General features: G+C 63.8%; 15 protein-coding genes. 12 read left to right on the plus strand and 3 right to left on the minus strand.

Annotated elements, in window-relative coordinates; genetic code table 11:
- From E5K00_RS07785 to E5K00_RS07815, 7 genes are all read left to right on the plus strand, one after another.
- Positions 1-1,227: a glycosyltransferase family 4 protein gene (locus E5K00_RS07785; RefSeq protein ID WP_135462669.1), complete on the plus strand. Its 1,227-nt coding sequence runs from the start codon at positions 1-3 to the stop codon at positions 1,225-1,227.
- A 41-nt stretch (positions 1,228-1,268) separates the two neighbouring features.
- Entirely contained in the window at positions 1,269-2,552 is a 1,284-nt protein-coding gene (locus E5K00_RS07790) for an O-antigen ligase family protein (protein WP_135462670.1), read from the plus strand.
- A gap of 44 nt (positions 2,553-2,596) precedes the next feature.
- The gene (locus tag E5K00_RS07795; protein WP_135462671.1) at positions 2,597-3,751 is read left to right on the plus strand and encodes a glycosyltransferase family 4 protein; all 1,155 of its coding nucleotides are present in this window, start codon (positions 2,597-2,599) and stop codon (positions 3,749-3,751) included.
- An 11-nt stretch (positions 3,752-3,762) separates the two neighbouring features.
- Positions 3,763-4,794: a nucleotide-diphospho-sugar transferase gene (locus tag E5K00_RS07800; protein WP_135462672.1), complete on the plus strand. Its 1,032-nt coding sequence runs from the start codon at positions 3,763-3,765 to the stop codon at positions 4,792-4,794.
- Positions 4,795-4,839: 45 nt separating this feature from the next.
- Positions 4,840-5,679, plus strand: coding sequence for a glycosyltransferase family 2 protein (locus E5K00_RS07805; protein ID WP_135462673.1), 840 nt, complete (start codon positions 4,840-4,842; stop codon positions 5,677-5,679).
- An 82-nt stretch (positions 5,680-5,761) separates the two neighbouring features.
- Positions 5,762-6,679, plus strand: a complete 918-nt coding sequence (locus tag E5K00_RS07810; protein ID WP_135462674.1) for an alpha-1,2-fucosyltransferase — start codon at positions 5,762-5,764, stop codon at positions 6,677-6,679.
- A gap of 43 nt (positions 6,680-6,722) precedes the next feature.
- The gene (locus tag E5K00_RS07815; RefSeq protein WP_135462675.1) at positions 6,723-7,973 is read left to right on the plus strand and encodes a hypothetical protein; all 1,251 of its coding nucleotides are present in this window, start codon (positions 6,723-6,725) and stop codon (positions 7,971-7,973) included.
- Positions 7,974-8,050: 77 nt separating this feature from the next.
- On the opposite strand, the gene E5K00_RS07820 is transcribed toward E5K00_RS07815, so the two are convergent.
- The 3 genes from E5K00_RS07820 to E5K00_RS07830 all read right to left on the minus strand — a co-directional run bounded on the left by E5K00_RS07820 (position 8,051) and on the right by E5K00_RS07830 (position 10,982).
- On the minus strand, positions 8,051-8,794 hold the full coding sequence (locus E5K00_RS07820; RefSeq protein ID WP_135462676.1) for an FkbM family methyltransferase: 744 nt from the start codon (positions 8,792-8,794) through the stop codon (positions 8,051-8,053).
- A gap of 154 nt (positions 8,795-8,948) precedes the next feature.
- Positions 8,949-9,881 (minus strand): NAD-dependent epimerase/dehydratase family protein, encoded by a 933-nt coding sequence (locus tag E5K00_RS07825; RefSeq protein ID WP_135462677.1) that lies wholly within the window; start codon positions 9,879-9,881, stop codon positions 8,949-8,951.
- Between the two features lie 9 nt (positions 9,882-9,890).
- The gene (locus tag E5K00_RS07830; protein ID WP_167856795.1) at positions 9,891-10,982 is read right to left on the minus strand and encodes a DegT/DnrJ/EryC1/StrS family aminotransferase; all 1,092 of its coding nucleotides are present in this window, start codon (positions 10,980-10,982) and stop codon (positions 9,891-9,893) included.
- A gap of 1,092 nt (positions 10,983-12,074) precedes the next feature.
- Here E5K00_RS07830 and E5K00_RS07835 point away from each other — a divergent pair.
- From E5K00_RS07835 to E5K00_RS07855, 5 genes are all read left to right on the plus strand, one after another.
- The gene (locus E5K00_RS07835; RefSeq protein ID WP_167856796.1) at positions 12,075-14,756 is read left to right on the plus strand and encodes an Ig-like domain-containing protein; all 2,682 of its coding nucleotides are present in this window, start codon (positions 12,075-12,077) and stop codon (positions 14,754-14,756) included.
- A 404-nt stretch (positions 14,757-15,160) separates the two neighbouring features.
- The gene (gene gmd, locus E5K00_RS07840; RefSeq protein WP_135462680.1) at positions 15,161-16,276 is read left to right on the plus strand and encodes a GDP-mannose 4,6-dehydratase; all 1,116 of its coding nucleotides are present in this window, start codon (positions 15,161-15,163) and stop codon (positions 16,274-16,276) included.
- 121 nt (positions 16,277-16,397) lie between these two features.
- Positions 16,398-17,363: a GDP-L-fucose synthase family protein gene (locus E5K00_RS07845; protein WP_135462681.1), complete on the plus strand. Its 966-nt coding sequence runs from the start codon at positions 16,398-16,400 to the stop codon at positions 17,361-17,363.
- Between the two features lie 34 nt (positions 17,364-17,397).
- The gene (locus tag E5K00_RS07850; protein ID WP_135462682.1) at positions 17,398-18,666 is read left to right on the plus strand and encodes a glycosyltransferase family 61 protein; all 1,269 of its coding nucleotides are present in this window, start codon (positions 17,398-17,400) and stop codon (positions 18,664-18,666) included.
- 27 nt (positions 18,667-18,693) lie between these two features.
- On the plus strand, positions 18,694-19,929 hold the full coding sequence (locus tag E5K00_RS07855) for a glycosyltransferase family 61 protein (RefSeq protein WP_167856797.1): 1,236 nt from the start codon (positions 18,694-18,696) through the stop codon (positions 19,927-19,929).
- Positions 19,930-19,962: the final 33 nt, after the last annotated feature.

The following is a 19,962-nucleotide window of genomic DNA, read 5'->3' on the forward strand; positions in this document are numbered from 1 at the left end:
GTGAACATTCTGCTTGTGTCTTTTATGCAGCCCGACGCGCCCTCCGGGGTGCGGGTGCACTACTTGCAGCTGGCCGACCTGCTCCGCCAGCAAGGGCACCGCGTGGACGTGGTGACGCCGGCCTCGCTGGGCGGGTGGCGGCGCTACGCGGTGGCCGCCGTGCGCCACGGCTTTTACCGGCTGGGCGCCACGGGCCGGGCCCTGGCCATGGAGGCCGACAACTTCCTGCGCGTGCTTTGGAGCATTGACGCCCACCAGCCCTACGACCTGGTGCACGCCCACGACGCGGGCAGCGGCGTGGCGGCCCGCCGGGCCCTGGGCGGCCGGGTGCCGGTCGTCGTGACCGGGCATTTCAACGACCACCCCGGCGAGGAGCTGGTGCTGCAATACGGCCTGACGGGCCGGCCGGCGGCCCAGGTGTTGCGCTGGCACACGTATCTGCTGGCCCAGACCCGCTACTTCCTGGGTGTTTCGGAATACGTGCGCCGCCGCACCGCGCTCTGGCTGGCCCCGCAGGCCCTGCACACCGTCATTCACAACGGCATCGACCTGACGGCCTTTGCGCAGGCTCCCGCCGATGCCGCGCTGCTACGGCTAGCCCGCGGCCGGCAGGTGCTGCTGAACATCGGCCACCTGGAGCCGCGCAAAAATCAGCGGTTTCTGCTGCGGGTGGCCCGGGCCCTGCGTACTCTGCGCCAAGATTTTCTTATTGCGCTGGCGGGTTATGGTCCCGATGAGGCGCTGCTCCGCCAACAGATTGCGGCCAATCACCTGGAGGATGTGGTGCTGCTGCTGGGGCAGTGCGAGCAGGTGGCGCCGGTGCTGCGGGCCAGCACGCTGTACGTGCACGTGGCAACCCGGGAAAATTGCCCCCTGGTGCTGCTCGAGGCTATGGCCTGCCGGGTGCCGGCCCTGGCCTTTGCCGTGGGTGGGGTGCCCGAGGTGCTGGCCGCCACGCCCGAAGCCCTGCTCCCGCCCGATGCTACGGCTGAGGCGGTGGCCGAACGGCTGCACGCGCTGCTGAGCTCGGCCCCGGACCAGGAAGCGCTGCGGCAGCGGCAGGCGGCGGCCGTAGCCGCGCACTTCGACGTGCGGCGCATGACGCAGGCCACGCTGGGCTTCTACCACGAGGCGCTCCGCCACTTCCAGGCCGCCTCCAGCCGGGCCGCCACCAGCCGGCCGCTCGCCTTTCCCGTGCCCGACCAAAGTAAGTCTCTGACTACTTAGGCTTTTCGGGCATTCAGCCGGGTCCTTTTGCTTTCTACGCCATGAAACTGAATCTGCGCTTTCTCTACCTGCTGCCCCTGCTGGCCATCCTGCTCACCGACCGGGCGTTGGGCGAGTTTGTGTTCGGCACCGACGAAGTGCGGCCGGCCGAGCTGCTGTTCGTGTATGCGCTGGCCGGCGGCTCGGTTCTGCTGGGGCTGCTTTACTACCGGCGGTTGGAGCCCCTGGTGCGCTGGTGGTTGCTGGCGGTGCTGGCCTGCATCGGGGCGCTGTGCCTGGAGTCGTACGGGGGCTGGGGCGTGTGGGCCAAGTACCCGCACGTGTTCAGCAAGTTCAGCGTGTTGCTGCCGCTTTTTGGCCTGTATGCCTACTACCGGCGCTACCCCGCGCCCTCCTACCGGCAGCTGGTGGCGGTGCTGTTTCCGGCCCTGCTGCTGAGCTTGGTCGTGTTTCACCGGGATGCGCTGAGTCTGGGCTCCTTTCTGGAAACCGAGCGGGGCTTTGGCGTGAACTCGGCGTATCTGCTGCTGCTCGTGGCCCTGCTGTGTTTGAATTGGTACCTGACCCGGGGCGAAATGCTCAGCGGCCTGAGCTTTCTGCTGGCCTTGGCCCTGATTGTGTTTCTGCAGCACCGCACGGTCTGGATCTGCTCGGCCCTGGCCATTGCCCTGAACCTGGGGCTGCTGGCCCTGCGCGTGCCCCAGGCCCACAACATGGGCCGCCGCCTCACGGTGCTGGGCACGCTGGCGCTGGTGGTAGGGCTCGGCAGCGGGTTGGCCGTCATTCTGGATAATCCCGACGTGGTCAACAAGTTTGCCGCCAACCTCGACGACCTGATGCACCCCACCACCCAGGGCACCGGCAGCTTCCGCATGCACCAGTACGAGGCCTACATTCCGCTGGTGGATGAGCGGCCCCTGGCCGGCTGGCGCCTCGAAGGCTTTGAGGTGCCCATTCAGCTCTACGACGAGGCCGGCGACCAGCTCTGGCCCGATTTCACCGGCCACCACTTCCACAGCTTCTACCTCGACCGGCTGTTTTACTTCGGCTGGCTGGGGCTGGCCCTGGTCATCGTGGTGCCCGTCGTGGCGCTGCTGAAAGCCTTGCTGCGGCTCACGCCCATCTCGCCCGAGCTGGCCGCGCTGCTGGCCTTCAGCAGCACCTTTTTCCTGTTCGGGTTTTCCTACGACTGGCCCAGCTACATCTATGGGCTGCTGGGCCTGGTGCTGGCGGCCATTTCCTACCAGACGGCCCCGGCCCGCACCGCGCCCCCGGCCCCGGTCAGCCAGCCCGAACCAGCACTTTCCCTGCCCTCTCCCGCCTAAGTCTACCGGTCTCTTATCCGCTTTCCTCTCAAGCTTCCTGTGCTATGAAAGTCCTCTGGCTCGCCGCGTTTCCCTCGCCCCACGAAACCCACCCCTCCACCGTTCCCTGGATTATGACCCTGGCCGATCTGGTGGCCAAGCATCCGGAAGTCGAGCTGACGATTCTCAACTTCGCCGGCGACCTGAAAAAGCCCATCAACGAGTTCGACAGCAACGGCATCCACTTTATCTATTTGCGCGTGCCGGGCTGGCGCCCCGATATTCTGTCGCTCTACCAGTGGCGCATCGCCATCATGGCCAAGTACATGCGCGAGCATTACCACGAGTACGACCTGATTCACGTGCACGGCTCGGAGCTGCAGTACCAGGTGGCCACGGCCGGCCTCGACATTCCGCAGGTGCTCTCAGTGCAGGGCCTCGTGTCGGAATACGCCAAGGTGGTGCCCAACCCGGTGTCGAAGCTGAAGTTTCTGTGGACGCTGGCCGGCTACTACGAGTGCAAGTACATGCCCCAGATGCCCCATTTCTCCTGCCGCACGCACTGGGATAAGTCGCACGTGGCCCGCCTGAACCCGCGCGGCACCATTCACCACAACTGGGAAATGCTGCGGCCCGAGTTTTTTGCCGCACCCGCCCCGGCCGCGCCCAACGGCCGCCCGCAGGTGCTGTTTCTCGGCGGCCAGCAGATCATGAAAGGCTTCCGCGAAACCCTGGCCGCCTTCGACCTGGCCCGCCAGCAGCAGCCCGACCTGAAGCTGGCCTTCGCCGGCCGCGTCACGGCCGCCGACGTGCAGAAAGCGGTGCAGCAGGCCGGCTTGCGGCACATTCGGCCCCAGGACGTGGAGTGCCACGGCTTTTTGTCGTCGGAGGGGCTGGCCCGGCTCTGCCACGAGTCGCTGTGCCTGCTCCACCCCTCCTACATCGACAACAGTCCCAATACCATCTGCGAGGCCCAGGTGGCGGGCCTGCCCGTCATTGCTTCCAACGTGGGCGGCGTCAGCTCCCTGATTGACACCGAGCAGACCGGGATTCTCACCGACCTGAACCCGCGCAACCTGGCCACCGAGGTGCTGCGCCTCCACGACGACCCGGCCCTGCGCCAGCGCCTGGCCCAACAGGCCCAGACCGTGGCCCAGGAGCGCCACGACCCGCAGGCCATCCTGCAGAAAACCATCGACATCTACCGCGCCATTCTGTAAGGACGCCACCCATGCCAGACCTTGACGCCTTTGCCGCCCCGGCCACGCCCGCCGTGCTGTTGCTGCTCTTCAACCGAGCCGAAACCACCCGGGAGGTGTTTGCCGCCATCCGCCGGGCCCGCCCGGCCCGCCTCTACCTGGCCGCCGACGGCCCCCGCCCCGGCCACCCCACCGATGCCGCCACCTGCGCCGCCGCCCGGGCCGAAGTCGCCCGCGTCGACTGGCCCTGCGAGGTGCATACGCTGTTTCAGACCCGCAACCTGAACTGCGGCGTGGGGCCGGCTACGGCCATCACCTGGTTTTTCAGCCAGGAAGAAGAGGGCATTATCCTGGAGGATGACTGCGTGCCCAGCCCCGACTTCTTCCGCTTCTGCGCCGAGCTGCTGACCCGCTACCGCCACGAGGCCCGCGTGCTGCACATCGGCGGCAACAACTTCGGTAGCGAAGCCCGCCAGCCCCTGGCCCCCGGCGCTGAGTCGTACTACTTCTCGGGGCAGGTAAACAGCTGGGGCTGGGCCACGTGGCGGCGCGCCTGGCGGCTCTACGACTTCGACATGGCCCGTTTCGATGCGCTGGGACCCCAGGGCCGGCTGCGTCCCCACTACAGCAGCTGGCTGGAGGAGCGCTACTGGCGGCGGCAGTTTGCGGCCGTGCGCGGGGCCGCCATCCCACCCGACGTGTGGGACTACCAGTGGCACTTCACCGTAGCGGCCCACGACGGCCTGGCCATCATGCCGGCCGTCAACCTGGTTGGCAACATTGGCTTTGGGCAGCACGCCACCCACACCCACGATGCCGCCGACGACTTCGCCGCCGTGGCCACCGGTGTGCTGCCGACTCCGCTCTGCCACCCGGCCGCCGTGCGCCGCCACTGGCCGCGCGACCGGCAGCGGTTCCGCGAGTTTCTGACCGGCCGCCTGCTGGCCAAAATCCGGCGGCTGGTGCGGTGGAACTCGGCCGGGTCGACGCCGCCGCCAGCCGTGCCGGCCCGGCCCCAGCCCCTGGCCCCGGTCCGGCCGGCGCCGGCCGAGTCGCTGGTGTAGCCGACCATTTTCCTGTCTATTCAGCACCCTAACTTCTGCGTTCCGATGCTCTACATTGTTATTCCCGTTTTCAACCGCCTGAAATACACCCGTGAGTGCCTGCAGTCGTTGCGCCGGCAAACCCGCACCGACTTCCGCGTGGTCGTGGTCGATGATGGCTCGACCGACGGCACCGACCGGATGCTGGCCGACGAGTTTCCCGAAGTAGTGGTGGTGAAAGGCAACGGCAACCTGTTCTGGACGGCCGGCGTGAATGCCGGCATCCGCCGGGCCCTGGCCCTGGGCGCCTCCCGCATCATGACCATGAACAACGACGTGCTGGTGCTGCCCGATTTCGTGGAGCGCATGCTGTTCTGGGCCGAAAAGCACCCGAACGCCGTGCTGGGCTCCCTGGAGCTGGACGTGGCCACGGGCCAGCCCGTGTACGGCGGCGAGCGGCTCGACTGGCGCACCAACACCCGCCACGACCTGCTGGCCGAGCTCGACGCGGCCGACCACCACGGCCTGCACCCAGTAACCTACCTGCCCGGCCGGGGCCTGCTGATTCCGCTGGCGGTAATCGAGAAAATCGGGCTGTTTGATGAGAAACGCCTGCCTCATTACCTGGCCGACTTCGACTACACCAGCGTGGCCCGTCTGCACGGCTTTCCGGTGTACTGCAACTACGACGCGCGCCTGAGCACCTACCCCGAGGAAAGCGGGCAGGAGCAAACCCGCCGCCGCCGCAGCGTCAGGGGCTATTTCCAGCATTTGTTCGGCATCCGGGGCGGGGGCAACCTGCGCAACTTCACCCACTTCACCTTCAAGAACTGTCCGCCCCGCTACCTGCCCTACTACCTGCTCAACGGCTACGCCCGGCGGCTGGTGGGCTACTTCCTGCATTAATTCCGACCCCTGGCGGCGTATTCTCTCACTCCCAGCGCGCCCTTGCTGGAAACCCGCTGCGGCGGGCCGGGCCTCTCGTTCTATGGTTATCCTCACGGAAGATTTCAACGGCTTCGGCAACCAGCTCCTGCTGACGTCCCACTTTATTGCTAACACGGCCGAGTACGACTACGAGCTGCTGATTCCCAGCTTCGGCCCCTCGGCCCCGTACTTTGAAGGCACGGCCACCGCGGATTTCGGCCACCTGCCCGTGCGCCTGCAGCCCGCCCCCGCCGACCGCCTGAGCCGGCTGCTTTTCCGCGCCTTACAGCTGCGCTGGGGCTACGGGATTCTCAAGCGCCTGCCGTGGCTGCAGCGCAGTCTGGGCGTGCAGATCCGGGGCGACGAGAACGACACCGACCAGGACCTCAACAACCCCGAGTTTCTGGCCCAGGCTCGGCACGGCCACGTGTTTGTGCACGGCTGGATGTTCCGCGACAAAAAGCACTTCGCCAAGCATGGCCCCCTGCTGCGCCGCATCTTCCGGCCCGTGGCCCGCTACCAGCGCGCCATTGAGCAGGTGCTGGCCGCCAACCGGGAGCAGGCCGACGTGCTGGTGGCCGTGCACATCCGCCGCGGCGACTATGCCAACTGGTACGGCGGGGCCTACTTCTACGACAACGCCACCTACGCCCGGGCCATGCAGCAGATGCAGGACCGGTTCCCGGCCCACACCCGGGTGCGCTTCCTGCTGTTTTCCAACGAACCCATTGCCGCCGCCGACTTTGCCGCCTTCGACACCGGCCGCGCCACCGGCCACCCCCTCGAAGACCTCTACGCCATGGCCGGCTGCGACTACATTATCGGGCCGCTGAGCACGTATTCGATGTGGGCATCTTTCTACGGCGAAACCCCGCTGTTTCACCTGCACCGCCCCGATCAGCCCATTCCGGAGCTTGACGAGTTCGTGGTGTTCGAAGACCAGGAAACCACCCAGTGGCAGCCCAGCCTGGTGTCATAGGGTGCTATTGCCAGCTGCCAAGTCATTTTCTTCTCTACCTGCCATGCCCCTCTACCGGTACAGCTCTTCTTCGCGGCATCGGGTAATTGCCCGCCGGGCGGTACCACGGCAGGCCATCTACAGCTGGCTGTGGCTGGCCCCGCTGGCGGGGCTGGCCGTGTTTCTGGGCCCCTCCCACACCCTGCTTCCGGCCGAGCCCGGGCCCCTGACCATCCGGCGCGGCGGGGTGTACTCGGGCACGTTCCGCAGCCCCGATTCGGCCGTGCCCTGCATTACCATCGCCACTACCGAGCCCGTGACGCTGCAAAACTGCGTGCTGGAAGGCGCCGGCAACCTGATTCAGGCCGACCAGGGCTGGGCCCAGCTCACGGTGCTCAACTGCCGGGGCTACGGCCTGCGGCCGTCCCAGGACCAGGTGCCCCGGGGCAAATTCCTGGTGGCCGGCTCCGCCAAATCGGTGCGCATCGAGCACAACTACATGGAGCAAACCACCGGCATCAGCATTCACCGCTGGAACGGCGACGGCTCAGCGGCGCAGACGCTGACGGTGCGCTACAACCAGGCCAAGAACATCGACGCGCGCTACCGCAACGGCGGGGGCACCTTCGCCGACTTCATCGGCCTGGACAAGGTCAGCAACCTGCAAGGCGTGGACATCTCCTGGAACCAGGTCATCAACGAGCCCAACAACTCGCTGGTCGGCGACATCATCGCCTTCTACAACTCCGGCGGCTCGGCGAGCAGCCCCATGCGCGTGCACGACAACTACGTGCAGGGCGCCTACCCCTACCCGGCCACCGGCTCCGAGTTCACCGGCACGGGCATGATCGTCGACGGCGACCAGACCAACACCCAGGGCTTCATCGAGGCCTACAACAACCACTTCGTGGCCACCTGCAACTCGGCCATGAACATTGCCGGCGGACACGACATCTACTACCACCACAACCGAATCGTCATGGCTGGCCTCATGCCCGATGGCGTGACGAAACTGCCCTCCGCCTACACGGGCATTGCTATTTTCAATTACTACAAGCAGGCTAAATTCGTCCGGCTCCGGGCCGACCACAACACCATTGGCTACGTGCACTGGGGCCGTAACAACCCCTACCCCAACCGGCAGGACGAGGGCGACTACGGCATCCAGATTATCACGAACACCCAGCACCTGCCCAACCCCATTACGCCCCAGACCGAACAGGACGAGCACGGCCGCTGGCTGGCTAAAGTGCGGCAGCAGCACCTGACGATTGGTCCGGCACCAGCCACCCTGGCCAGCCAAGGCAAGCCGTAGCATCCAGCACAAAAAAGCCCGCCGGAATTACCGGCGGGCTTTTTTGTGGGTAGCCAGGTGGCTGTAGTTCGAAGCTCTTAGCGGCCAAAGACGCCATCTACTTGCAGCAGCCGGCCGGTTTCGGGGTGGCTGTGGCCCGGAATCAGGGTCAGGAGCGTGCCGAAGCCCAGCGTGTGCAGGTAATCCATCATTTCGTGGTAGAGCATCTCCCCGTTGTAGAGCTCAATGAGCGACATTTCCAGCTGAATCAGGGAAACGTGGGGCAGGAAGCTGCTGGCGCCGGCCAGCACGTACTTCTCGAAGCCCTGCACGTCGATTTTCAGCATGATGGTCCGCTCGTCGTACTTGGTGCCGTACTCGTACCAGAAGTCGTTGAGGGTGCGCACCTCGATTTCCTCCTTGCCAACATAGGCCGACTCCGGGGCCGAATCCAGGTGGCTGTCCATCATGGGCAGCAGGGAGCTGCTGTGCGAGTTCTGCGACAGGTTGATGGTAGTCGTGCCGGGCACCTCCCCGAAGGCGTAGTGGAAGGCGTGCCACTTGGGGTCGGCGCCGGAAGCCTGGCGTAGCTGCTGGTAAGCGGCCATCTGGGGCTCAAACGAAAGGATTTCACCCTGGTAGCCGTGCTCGCGCAGCTCGTCGCCAAACTGGCCGATGTTGGCGCCCACGTCGAAAACCAGGTCAATACCGGTGTGGCGCATCAGCTGACCCCGCTGGTCGAGCAGCGTAGTGGCCAGGTGCGGATAACGAACAATATCCACCCCGACGGACCGGGTCACGGACCGTGCCGTGCGAGCAAAGCTTTTAATGATGGAATCCATAAAGTCGGCTGAAAAGTGATGAGAGGACAAAAAGACGAATGAGTAGGACTATTTAATAAAATTATATTATTAATAAAAATATTTATATCAAATAATCTCCTCCCTATGCTTCCAAACTTCGGCAGCAGGCGCAAGTCCTGGGCCCTGCGCGACTTTAGTAGGGATACACTGACTGATAATACTTCACGGTTTCCACGATGCCTTCCGAGAAGTCGGTGAACTTGAAGTGGGGCAGTAATTGCCGGAACCGGGTGTTATCCATCACCTTTTTGGGGGCGCCATCGGGCTTGGAGGCGTCCCACACCACCTGGCCCTTGTAGTTGAACTTGGTTTGGATCAGGGCAACCAACTCTTTCACGCTCAGGCCGTCGTTCTGGGCCAGGTTTACGGGCTGGGCCAGGCTTTTGCACCGGTGGTTCTGGAGTACCTCCCAGATCAGGCGGCCGAAATCCGGGGCGTAGAGCCACTCCCGGATGACTGTGCCCGTGCCCCACACCGGCAGCTCGGCCTGGTTGGTCAGCTCGGCCTTCACGAATTTGGAAATCAGCGCGTTCAGGGCGTGGGCCTTGTTGGGGTCCGTCGAGTCGTAGGGGCCGTACATGTTGGGCGTCAGCAGATGAATGCTGCGCACGCCGTACTGCATCTGGAAGCACTCGGCCGTGGCCCACAGCAGGCGGCGGCTAGTACCGTAGCTCAGCACCGAGCGGTGCACGTGCCCGTTCCACCACTCGTCTTCCCGAAAAACGTCGGCCGTGGCCGGGTAGGCGCAGTTGGCAATCGGGTTGATAACCACCGCCTTGGGGCAGGCCTCCGCTATGGCCTCGTACATTCCCAGAATCATACGGGCATTGTCGGCTACCACCGTAGCGGCTTTTTCCGTGACGTAGTTGAGGCTGCCCACGTGGGCGGCGCAGTTGATGATAAAATCGGGCCGGTGCTGCCGCAGAAAGGCGGTCGTGGCGGCCGCGTCGCGCAGGTCGAGACCCAGGCTGAGCGAAGACTCGACGGGCTCGACGTGGTGCTGCCGCAACACCTGCGCTACGTTACGACCGGCAAACCCCGTGGCGCCGAATAGAACTACTTTCATACAATCGGTTTACCATCCTTGGTGAATCACCTCTATTATATAGGCTACCTGGCTGGCGTCCAGGCCATCGTGCAACGGAATATGAATCTGCGTATCGTCGAAGCGCCGCTGATTGGTCAGCTCCAGGCGCTTGCCGCCAAACAGGGTATTGTGGTCGATGCCATCGTGCACCACGGAGGCGGCAATGCCCTTGGCCTTCAGGGCCCGGATAAACTGCAGGCGGTTTTCGACGTGCATCCCGAACAGCCAGTGGGCACTTTCCCGGTCGGGGCGCTGCTCCAGCAGCTGCAGGCCGGCCACGCCCTGCAAACCTTCCCGGTACTGCCGCACCAAGGCCCGGCGCCGGCTCATGCGCTCCTGAAAGCCGTCCAGGTTGGCCAGCCCCAGAGCGGCGGCGTAGTCGCTGAGGTGATACTTGAAGCCCACATCGGTCAGGTCGTACTCCCGCTCCCCGATTTCCGACACCGGCGAGTGGGCCCGGTCGATGCCAAACCAGCGCCGGCGCAGCACCTCCCGCGCCATTTCGGGGCAGCGGGCGCACAATGCCCCGCCGTCGCCGGTGGTAATGTGCTTGATGGCCTGAAAGGAAAAGCACGTCAGGTCGGAGATGGAGCCAATCGGGCGGCCCTGGTAGGTAGCACCCGGCGCGTGGGCCGCGTCCTCGATGACGAGCAGGCCGTGGCGGCGGGCAACGGCGTGAATTTCGGCCAGGTCGCAGGGGTAGCCGCCCCAGTGCACGGCCATAATGGCCTTGGTGCGGGCCGTAATGCGGTGCTCAATATCGGCCGGGTTGATGTTCCCGGTTTCGTACTGGATATCGGCGAAAACGGGCTTGGCGCCTACCTGCACCACCACGATGGCCGAGGCAATAAACGTCTGGGGGGCCAGAATTACTTCGTCGCCGGGCCCCACGCCCGCCACTTCCAGGGCCAGGTGCAGGGCGCTGGTGCCACTGTTCAGGGCCGCCGGGTTTACCAGGCCCAGCTCGGTGCTCAGCCGGGTTTCAAATTCCTGCACCAGCTTCCCCTCGCTAAGAAAGGTACTCTGCAACACGGCCTGCACCCGCTGTGCGGCCTTTGGGTGCACGAACGTCGTAAACATGGGAATGGGGGTGGTAGCGGGTATAGATAAGGCCGGTACCGGAGCAGGGAGAGTAGCTTGATCCAACATAAGAACCTAAGTCAAGAGAGTACTGGAGATGGCCACAAGGTATCTCATATATCGAATTAAACATTATTTTTTAATATAAAAAATTTTAATAGTTACATTTAATGGAAATGTAATCTTCTGTATGCTATATACTATAGCATCTGCCTGGTTACCGCGACCAAAGCTTTGCGGCTAAAGAGCAGTGTCTGGTGCGCTGCTGCCGCGCCGTTGGCTGCTTGCTCTTCCACCACCCTTTTTTGCTTTCGCCAGAGTCGCTGCTCCGCAAGGAGTTCAGCCCGGCAATGTTGTAGCGGCGTTGGCGGCACGCTTGCGTCGGCCGGCATCGGGCTTACAGTCAGTGAGTAATAAAATTTTGGCTTTGTTGCGGAATGCTCCCGGGGCTTTAAGGGCTCAAAAAACAGCGCTACGGGCATTTTAAGACCCGCAACAAATTTTCGGTCCTATCAATATATAAAATAAGTACAATTACACCTTCTTTCAACAACCTTTGCCAATTCAACATCTTTTGTACATTTGCATTGAACCTCTTCAATCATTTTATAACTATTCGTAGTTAACAAATGATCAGGATTTTCAAAAACGGTCTGCATGACGCCAATCAGGCGTTTTGAATAGGACCATTTGAGAAACCGAACTTAGCGGGCCAGCTCGGCGGCCAGCAAACAGGGACGAGATGTGCAGGAAGCGTAAAAGCCTCGATTTAGATTCATTAAAGAGGGATTCTAAGAATTGAGCGACGGAGCAGGAGGACAAAACGGTTGGTGCAATTCCCCATCTGGCGCCGGATGGGAAACGAGGCGACTACCCCAGCTCCCCAGCCAAGACCAAGCAGACCACTTTTCTGAATAATAGCACAAATTTAATTCAGGCATTCGGAACAAATTGACTTTCGGCCTGGTTAAACGGATCATTCATATATAGTTCTTTTTCCAAAAAGCTCACAGAATGCAAAAAGGCACTGAAAACCATTTCTCTTCCGCGCTCAGCAACCGCTCCGGTGCACGCTTTTTGCCTTTATCGGCGATGTTGTCCTTTTTCCTGCTGCTGTTCCCCGGCTTGACCCGGGTCTTCGCGCAGGCTCCCAACGTGACCTACCAGGGTCCCTTGGTGATTACCCAAGGCGGTACCTACTCGGGCAACTACCGCAGCACCGACTCCAACGTGCCAGCCATCAGCGTGCAAACCACGCAGCCCGTTATCATCGAGAACTGCATCATTGCCAGTGCCGGTGAAATGATTTCGGCCGTGACCAACGGCGCCAACCTGACCGTGCGCAACAACCGCGGCTACGGCCTGCCGCCCACGAAGGATAACACGCCCCGTGGTAAGTTTCTGAACTCGCACGCCGCGAAAATGCTGCGCATCGAGAACAACTATATGGAGCAAACCACCGGCATCAACGTGCACACCTGGTCCGGCGACGGGTCGGGCGGGCAGACGCTGACGGTGCGCTACAACCAGGCCAAGAACATCGACGCGCGCTACCGCAACGGCGGGGGCACCTTCGCCGACTTCATCGGCCTGGACAAGGTCAGCAACCTGCAAGGCGTGGACATCTCCTGGAACCAGGTCATCAACGAGCCCAACAACTCGCTGGTCGGCGACATCATCGCCTTCTACAACTCCGGCGGCTCGGCGAGCAGCCCCATGCGCGTGCACGACAACTACGTGCAGGGCGCCTACCCCTACCCGGCCACCGGCTCCGAGTTCACCGGCACGGGCATGATCGTCGACGGCGACCAGACCAACACCCAGGGCTTCATCGAGGCCTACAACAACCACTTCGTGGCCACCTGCAACTCGGCCATGAACATTGCCGGCGGACACGACATCTACTACCACCACAACCGAATCGTCATGGCCGGCCTCATGCCCGACGGTGTGACCCGCCTGCCCTCTGCCTACTGCGGTGGTGCCATCTTCAACTACTATGGCCAGGGCGGCTTCAGCAACTTCAAGGTTGACAACCAGATTATTGGCTACGTGCACTGGGGCCGTAACAACCCCTACGCCAACCGGCAGGACGAGGGTGACTACGGCATCCTGATCATGACCAACACCCAGCACATGCCCAACCCCATTACGCCCCAGACCGAGAAGGATGAGTACAACATCTGGCTGGGCAAGGTAAGCCAGAACGGCCTCAAGATCGGGGTGGGCGGCAGCAGCACCCCAACGCCGACCAACGTAGCTCCCACGGTGAGCCTGAGCGTGCCCACGACCGGCACGGTGGGCACGGCCCTGACGCTGAACGCCACGGCCGCCGACGCCGACGGCTCGGTTGCCAAAGTTGAGTTCTTCAACGGCGCCACCAAGCTGGGCGAAGACACCTCGGCCCCCTACTCGCTGAGCTTCACGCCCACGGCCGCCGCCACGCTGAGCCTCACGGCCCGCGCTACCGACAACGTAGGCGCAGCTACCTCGACGGCCGTAACTTCGGTAACGGTAACGGCGGCTACCAGCGGTGGCGGCACCGGCGGCTCGACGGGCGGCACGGGTACTCCGACCAACGCTACCTTCTTCCGCGCCCTGAACGTGAACGGCAGCGCCACGACCGTTGATGGCCTGACGTTCGAAGCCAGCAGCGGCGCGGCCAACGTGCAGATCGGCGGCAGCCCCTTCGCCAACCAGACCATTGCCCTGAACCCCGCTACCGATGCGGCCCGCGCCTCGATGATTCGCTCCTCGGTGTACGGCAACAGCTACACGGCTACGGTCGGTGGCGTGACCAACGGTGCTTACCAGGTGTACCTCTACATGTGGGAAGACAACAACCCGGTTACGTTCAGCATCAGCCTGGAAGGCCAGACTGCGCAGAGCAACCTCAGCAGCGGCAGCGGCGGCAGTTGGAAACGCCTGGGCCCCTTCGCGGCCAACGTAGCGGATGGCAACATCAGCATCGGCATCACGGCGGCCAACGGTGGCAATGCCAACCTGTCGGGTATCGAAATCTGGAAAGGCAGCACCACGGCACCAACCAACGTAGCGCCCACGGTTAGCCTGACGGCTCCGACGACCGGCACGGTCGGCACGGCCCTGACGCTGAACGCCACGGCCGCCGACGCCGACGGCTCGGTCGCCAAAGTTGAGTTCTTCAGCGGCGCTACCAAGCTGGGCGAAGACACCTCGGCTCCCTACTCGCTGAGCTTCACGCCCACGGCCGCCGCCACGCTGAGCCTCACGGCCCGCGCTACCGACAACGCCGGGGCTACCACGACCTCCTCGGCCCAGTCGGTGACGGTAGCAGGTGCCACGGCCTCGACCCGCGCCTTCTACCGGGCTATCAACATCAATGGCAGCGCCATGACGCTTGACGGCAACAGCTGGCAGGGCAGCACCGCCACCAACTACTCGATTGGTGGGGACCTTTTCGCCAACCAGAACGTGACGCTGAACCCGGCCACCGACGCTACCCGCGCCTCGATGATCCGCTCCTCGGCCTACGGCCCGTCTATCAACTTCAGCATGAGCGCCGTACCAACCGGCTCGTACGAGGTGTACCTCTACGTCTGGGAAGATGACAAAGCCGAAATCTTCAACATCGCCGTGAACGGCGTGACGGCCGTGAGCAACTTCAACAGCGGCTCGGCCGGCAACTGGAAAAAGCTGGGTCCTTTCGCGGCAAATGTGACCAACGGCACCATCAGCGTAACCACCAGCGGGGGCTGGGGTAACCTGTCGGGCGTAGAAGTCTGGAAAAAGTAAGCACCGGCCGGGGCGCGGCAGCTCAGCCGCTGCGCCCCGGCTAGTCTTGCCGGCCTCATGCCGCCGCCACCTTCACTGGCCAGGCATGAGCAGCACACTCATAGTATCTGCGGCTTTCACTTGCCGCCGCGCCAAGGCCTGCTCCTGCAAAGGGGCAGGCCTTTGTTGCGTTTGGGGCTTGTCCGGGCAGGTATCCAGCAGGCTCCTGATTCCGCTTATCGGCTGCCGTAGGCCAAGTGTCCTACTATATTGCGGCCTAGCTTTATTCAATTAATTATTTAAATAGGTAAATTATTTTCCCTGAACTGTTGCTATTGTTGTTTTTAATACAATAATTTGACAATAAAGTTCTAATAAAAGAACATTCCCTAACGCATGTAATTCATCTACTCACACCTGTTTGTATGAAGCGCGCACTCATCACCGGTATCACAGGACAAGACGGAGCGTATCTGGCCGAACTGCTCCTTTCCAAAGGCTACGAGGTTCACGGCATCAAGCGCCGCTCGTCGCTCTTCAACACCGACCGAATCGACCACCTCTACCAGGACCTGCACGAGCAGCACGTGCGGTTTCGGCTGCACTACGGCGACCTTTCCGACGCCACCAACCTGATTCGCATCGTGCAGGAAGTGCAGCCCGACGAGATTTACAACCTGGGCGCCATGTCGCACGTGAAGGTGTCGTTCGACATGCCCGAGTACACCGCCGACGTGGACGGCGTGGGCACGCTGCGCCTGCTCGAAGCCATCCGGATTCTGGGCCTCGCGAAGAAAACCCGCATTTACCAGGCCTCTACCTCCGAGCTGTACGGCCTGGTGCAGGAAGTGCCGCAGCGCGAAACCACGCCCTTCTACCCCCGCTCGCCCTACGCCGTGGCCAAGCTCTACGCCTACTGGATTACGGTGAACTACCGCGAAGCCTACGGCCTGTACGCCTGCAACGGTATCCTGTTCAACCACGAGTCGCCGCGCCGGGGCGAAACCTTCGTGACCCGTAAAATCACCCGGGCTGCGGCCCGCATTGCCTTGGGCTTGCAGGACAAGCTCTACCTGGGCAACCTGGATGCCAAGCGCGACTGGGGCCACGCCAAAGACTACGTGGAAGCCATGTGGCGCATGCTGCAGCAGGAGCAGCCCCGCGACTACGTCATTGCCACCGGCGTCACGACCAAGGTGCGCGAGTTTGTGCGGCTGGCTTTTGCCGAGCTGGGCGTGGAGCTGGCCTTCAGCGGCGAAGGCGTGGCCGAAGTGGGCCACATCGTAGCCTGCCACAACCCCGATTTCCAGCTGCCCACGGGTAAAGTGGTGGTGGCCGTCGACCCGGCCTACTTCCGCCCCACCGAGGTGGAGCTGCTCATCGGCGACCCGACCCGGGCCCAGGCCGAGCTGGACTGGCACCCGACCTACGACCTGCCCGCCCTGGTCAGCGACATGGTGCAGAACGACTTGCGCCTGTTCCAGCGCGACGCCGTGCTCGTGGAAGCCGGCCACCAGGTGCTGAGCTACCACGACGAATAGCCTCGCCGATTTCCGACCTCTCACCTAACTTTCAGGCGGTGCGGAGCCTGTTCCCAGACCGGACCCTGGCCCTGGCAATAGGCCGCGCGCCTGCCACCACACGTTCGTTATCGTTTTGTTTATGGAAAAGAATGCCAAAATCTACGTGGCTGGTCACCGGGGCATGGTAGGGGCGGCGCTGGTGCGCCGTCTGACCCGTGAAGGCTACCGCAATCTGCTGGTGCGCACCTCGGCGGAGCTGGACCTGCGCGACCAGGCGGCCGTAGCCCGTTTTTTTGCCCAGGAAAAACCCGACTACGTACTTCTGGCAGCGGCCAAGGTGGGCGGTATCGTGGCCAACAACACCTACCGGGGCGAATTTATCTATGAGAACCTGATGATTCAAACCAACGTGATTCATCAGAGCCACGTGCACGGGGTAAAAAAGCTGCTGTTTCTGGGTTCCTCCTGCATTTATCCGCGGCAGGCCCCGCAGCCCATCCGGGAAGACTACGTGCTGACCGGCCCGCTGGAGTATACCAACGAGCCCTACGCCGTGGCCAAAATTGCGGGCCTGAAAATGTGCGAAGCCTACCGGGCCCAGTACGACGACAACTTCATTTCGGTGATGCCCGCCAACCTCTACGGCCCGGGCGACAACTACGACCTGCACAACTCCCATGCCCTGCCGGCCCTGCTGCGCAAGTTCAGCGAGGCCGTGGCCGGGGGCCACGACCGGGTGCAGGTGTGGGGCACGGGCACGCCCCGCCGCGAGTTTCTGCACGTGGATGATCTGGCCGATGCCTGCCTGCACCTGATGCTGCACTACAACGAGCCCGAGCCCGTCAACATCGGCCCGGGCCAGGACCTGACCATTCAGGAGCTGGCCGAGCTGATTGCCGAGTTGGTGGGCTTCACCGGCGCCATCGAGTTCGACTTTTCCCGCCCCGACGGCACCATGCGCAAGGTCCTGGACGTGAGCAAGCTGCACGGCCTGGGCTGGCACCACCGCATCCGGCTGGAAGAAGGCCTGCGCGCCGTGCTCGACTCAGAAGAATGGCGGGCCGCTTCGCCCCGCCGGACCCTGGTGCCCCAGGCCAGCGCGTAACCCGGTTTTTCTTCTTTTCTCTATTCCTGGCTCCATGGCTACGTCTCAATTGCTACACAAAGGCCGGCGCTGGGCAAGCCGACGGCTGCGCGAGGTGCTGCCCCACAACGGCCACTACCGGCCCGTGGGCGTGCACGCCAGCAGCCAGGCCCTGGCCGCCGTGCCCCGCAGCGGGGCCACCTACGTGGAAATCTACGCCCCGGAAACCTCTTACCTGGAAATCAGCGAGGCCCTCTACCACCACACCTGCGACTACGGCGGCCTGCACGCGAAACCCATCCGGACGGAAGACACCTCGGCCTCTTTTCTGCTGGCCCTGGAGCACGGCCGGCTGCTGGCCGACAACAGCCAGAGCGTGGCCGTCATCAGCGCCGATAACCAGCTCGTCGGCGACGTTTCCTTTCAGTACGACGCCCGGCAGTCGGACGTGACGCGACCCGAGCACAACAACGTGTTTCGGCTGCGCTGGTTTTCGGAGCCGGTGCGGGTGCGCGGCACGGTGTTCAGCCTGCTGTCGGGGGGGGGCGCCGCCAGCGGGAACTACTACCACTGGCTCACCGACTCGCTGCCCCGCCTGCACCTGCTCAAGGAAGCGGGCCTGTGGGACTCGGTCGACTACTTCCTGGTGTATGACCGCCGCCGTTTCGTGCTCGATTCGCTGCTGGCTATGGGCATCCGGGAAGAGCAGCTGCTCGACGTGAGCACCCACCAGCACCTGCTGGCCGACCGGCTGCTGGTGACTTCGCACGTGCGCCGCCCCACCCACACGCCCGAGTGGGCCTGCTCCTTCCTGCGCCAGGAGCTGCTGCCGGCCGCCGCCCCCGACACCTTCAGCCCCTACATCTACCTGAGCCGCCGCGACGCCCCGGCCCGGCACGTGCTGAACGAGGCGGCCGTGGAAGACTTTTTGCGCCCCTACGGCTTCGAAACCCACGTGCTAGGGCACTACACCCTGGCCCAGCAGATAGCCCTGTTTGCCGGGGCCCGCATGGTTATTGCCCCCACCGGGGCCGGGCTCACCAACCTGCTGTTTGCCCCGCCCGGCACGCCCGTGGTCGAGCTGTTTCCCAAGCACTTTACGGTTATCGAGTATCCGGAGCTGTGCTACCGCCTGGGGCTGCCCCACCAGTTTCTGGTGGCGGAGGCGGCCAACGGGGCGCTGCACTCGCGCCGCCAGGGCTGGCAGGAAGATCTGACCGTGGACCTGGCCGCGCTGGCCGAGTGCCTGGCCAACGCCGGGCCCGCCGCACCGGCGGCCAGGCCGGCCGCGCGCCCGGTTCATTCCGCTGCTTCTCCTTACTAGCCCCCGGGCGCTTCCCTTCCGATGTCTATGCAAGATCTTTTCTCCCGGGTCCGGCGGCGCACCGGCTACATGCTGCGCCAGTGGGTGCCCTACAACGAGCAGTACCGGCCCGTGGGGGTGCACGCCAGCAGCGAGGCCCTGGCCGCCCAGCCGGGCAGCGGGGCTAGCTATGCCGAGGTGTATCCGGCCTACCATTCCACGCTTACTGTTTCCGACGACTTCAATGCCCTGCTGCCCTCCTATTACGACAAGGTGCCGGCCCAGGAGCAGATCCCGCCCGCCTTCGTGCTGACCCTGCCCGGCGGCCGCATTAACGTGGACAACCGCAGCAGCGTGGCCGTTATCAGCGCCGACAACCACCTGGTCGGGGATGCGTCGCTGCAGTACCTGCCCGGCCGCTTCCGCGTGACGCCGGCCACGGAAAACCCGGTGCTGCGGCAGCGCTACTTTCGGCCGCCTCACCAAGTGCAGGGCACCGTCTGTAGCCTGCTCTCGGGCGGCGGGGCGGCCATTGGCAACTACTACCACTGGCTGCTCGACTCGCTGCCCCGCCTGCACCTGGTGCAGGAGGCCGGGCTCTGGGACACCATCGACTACTTCCTGATTTATGACCGGCGCCACCGCTTTGCCGTGGAAACCCTGCTGGAGCTGGGCATCCGCGACGAGCAGATTCTGGACGTGCAGCAGCACTCCCACCTGTGGGCCCGGCAGCTGGTCGTGACCTCGCCGGTGCGGGGCGGCGGGCACCACACCCCGCCCTGGGCCGGCCAGTTTATGAAGCAGGCGTATCTACCTGCCGCGCAGGCCAGGGCCGTGCCGCGCCGCTTCAGCCCGCTGGTGTACGTAAGCCGCCGCGACGCCGCTTTCCGGCGGGTGCGCAACGAGGCGGCAGTGGAAGCGCTGCTGGCCCCCTACGGCTTCGAAAGCTACGCCCTGAGCGAGCTGAGCCTACGGGAAAAAGCCGCCCTGTTTGCCGGGGCCCGCATGGTGGTGGGCCCGGTGGGCGCCGGTCTGATCAACATTCTGTTCTGCGCGCCCGGCACGCCTTTGGTTGAGTTTCTGCCCCGCAACCTGGTCGTGGGCGACTATCTGGAGCTAACGGCCCGGCTGCAGATGCCGCATTACCCGCTGATCAGTGCCCGCGACGATGCCTCGGCCCAGAAGGCCACCGCCGACCGCCAGGACGACCTCACGGTAGACCTGGATGCGTTGCGCCAGGCCTTGCAGCACGCCCTGGCCGAGGCCGAGGTGCAGCTGGCCTAAGCCCGACCGGCAGAGCTTACCCGTTTTTTTCCG

Source organism: Hymenobacter aquaticus (assembly GCF_004765605.1).
Lineage (GTDB): Bacteria > Bacteroidota > Bacteroidia > Cytophagales > Hymenobacteraceae > Hymenobacter > Hymenobacter aquaticus.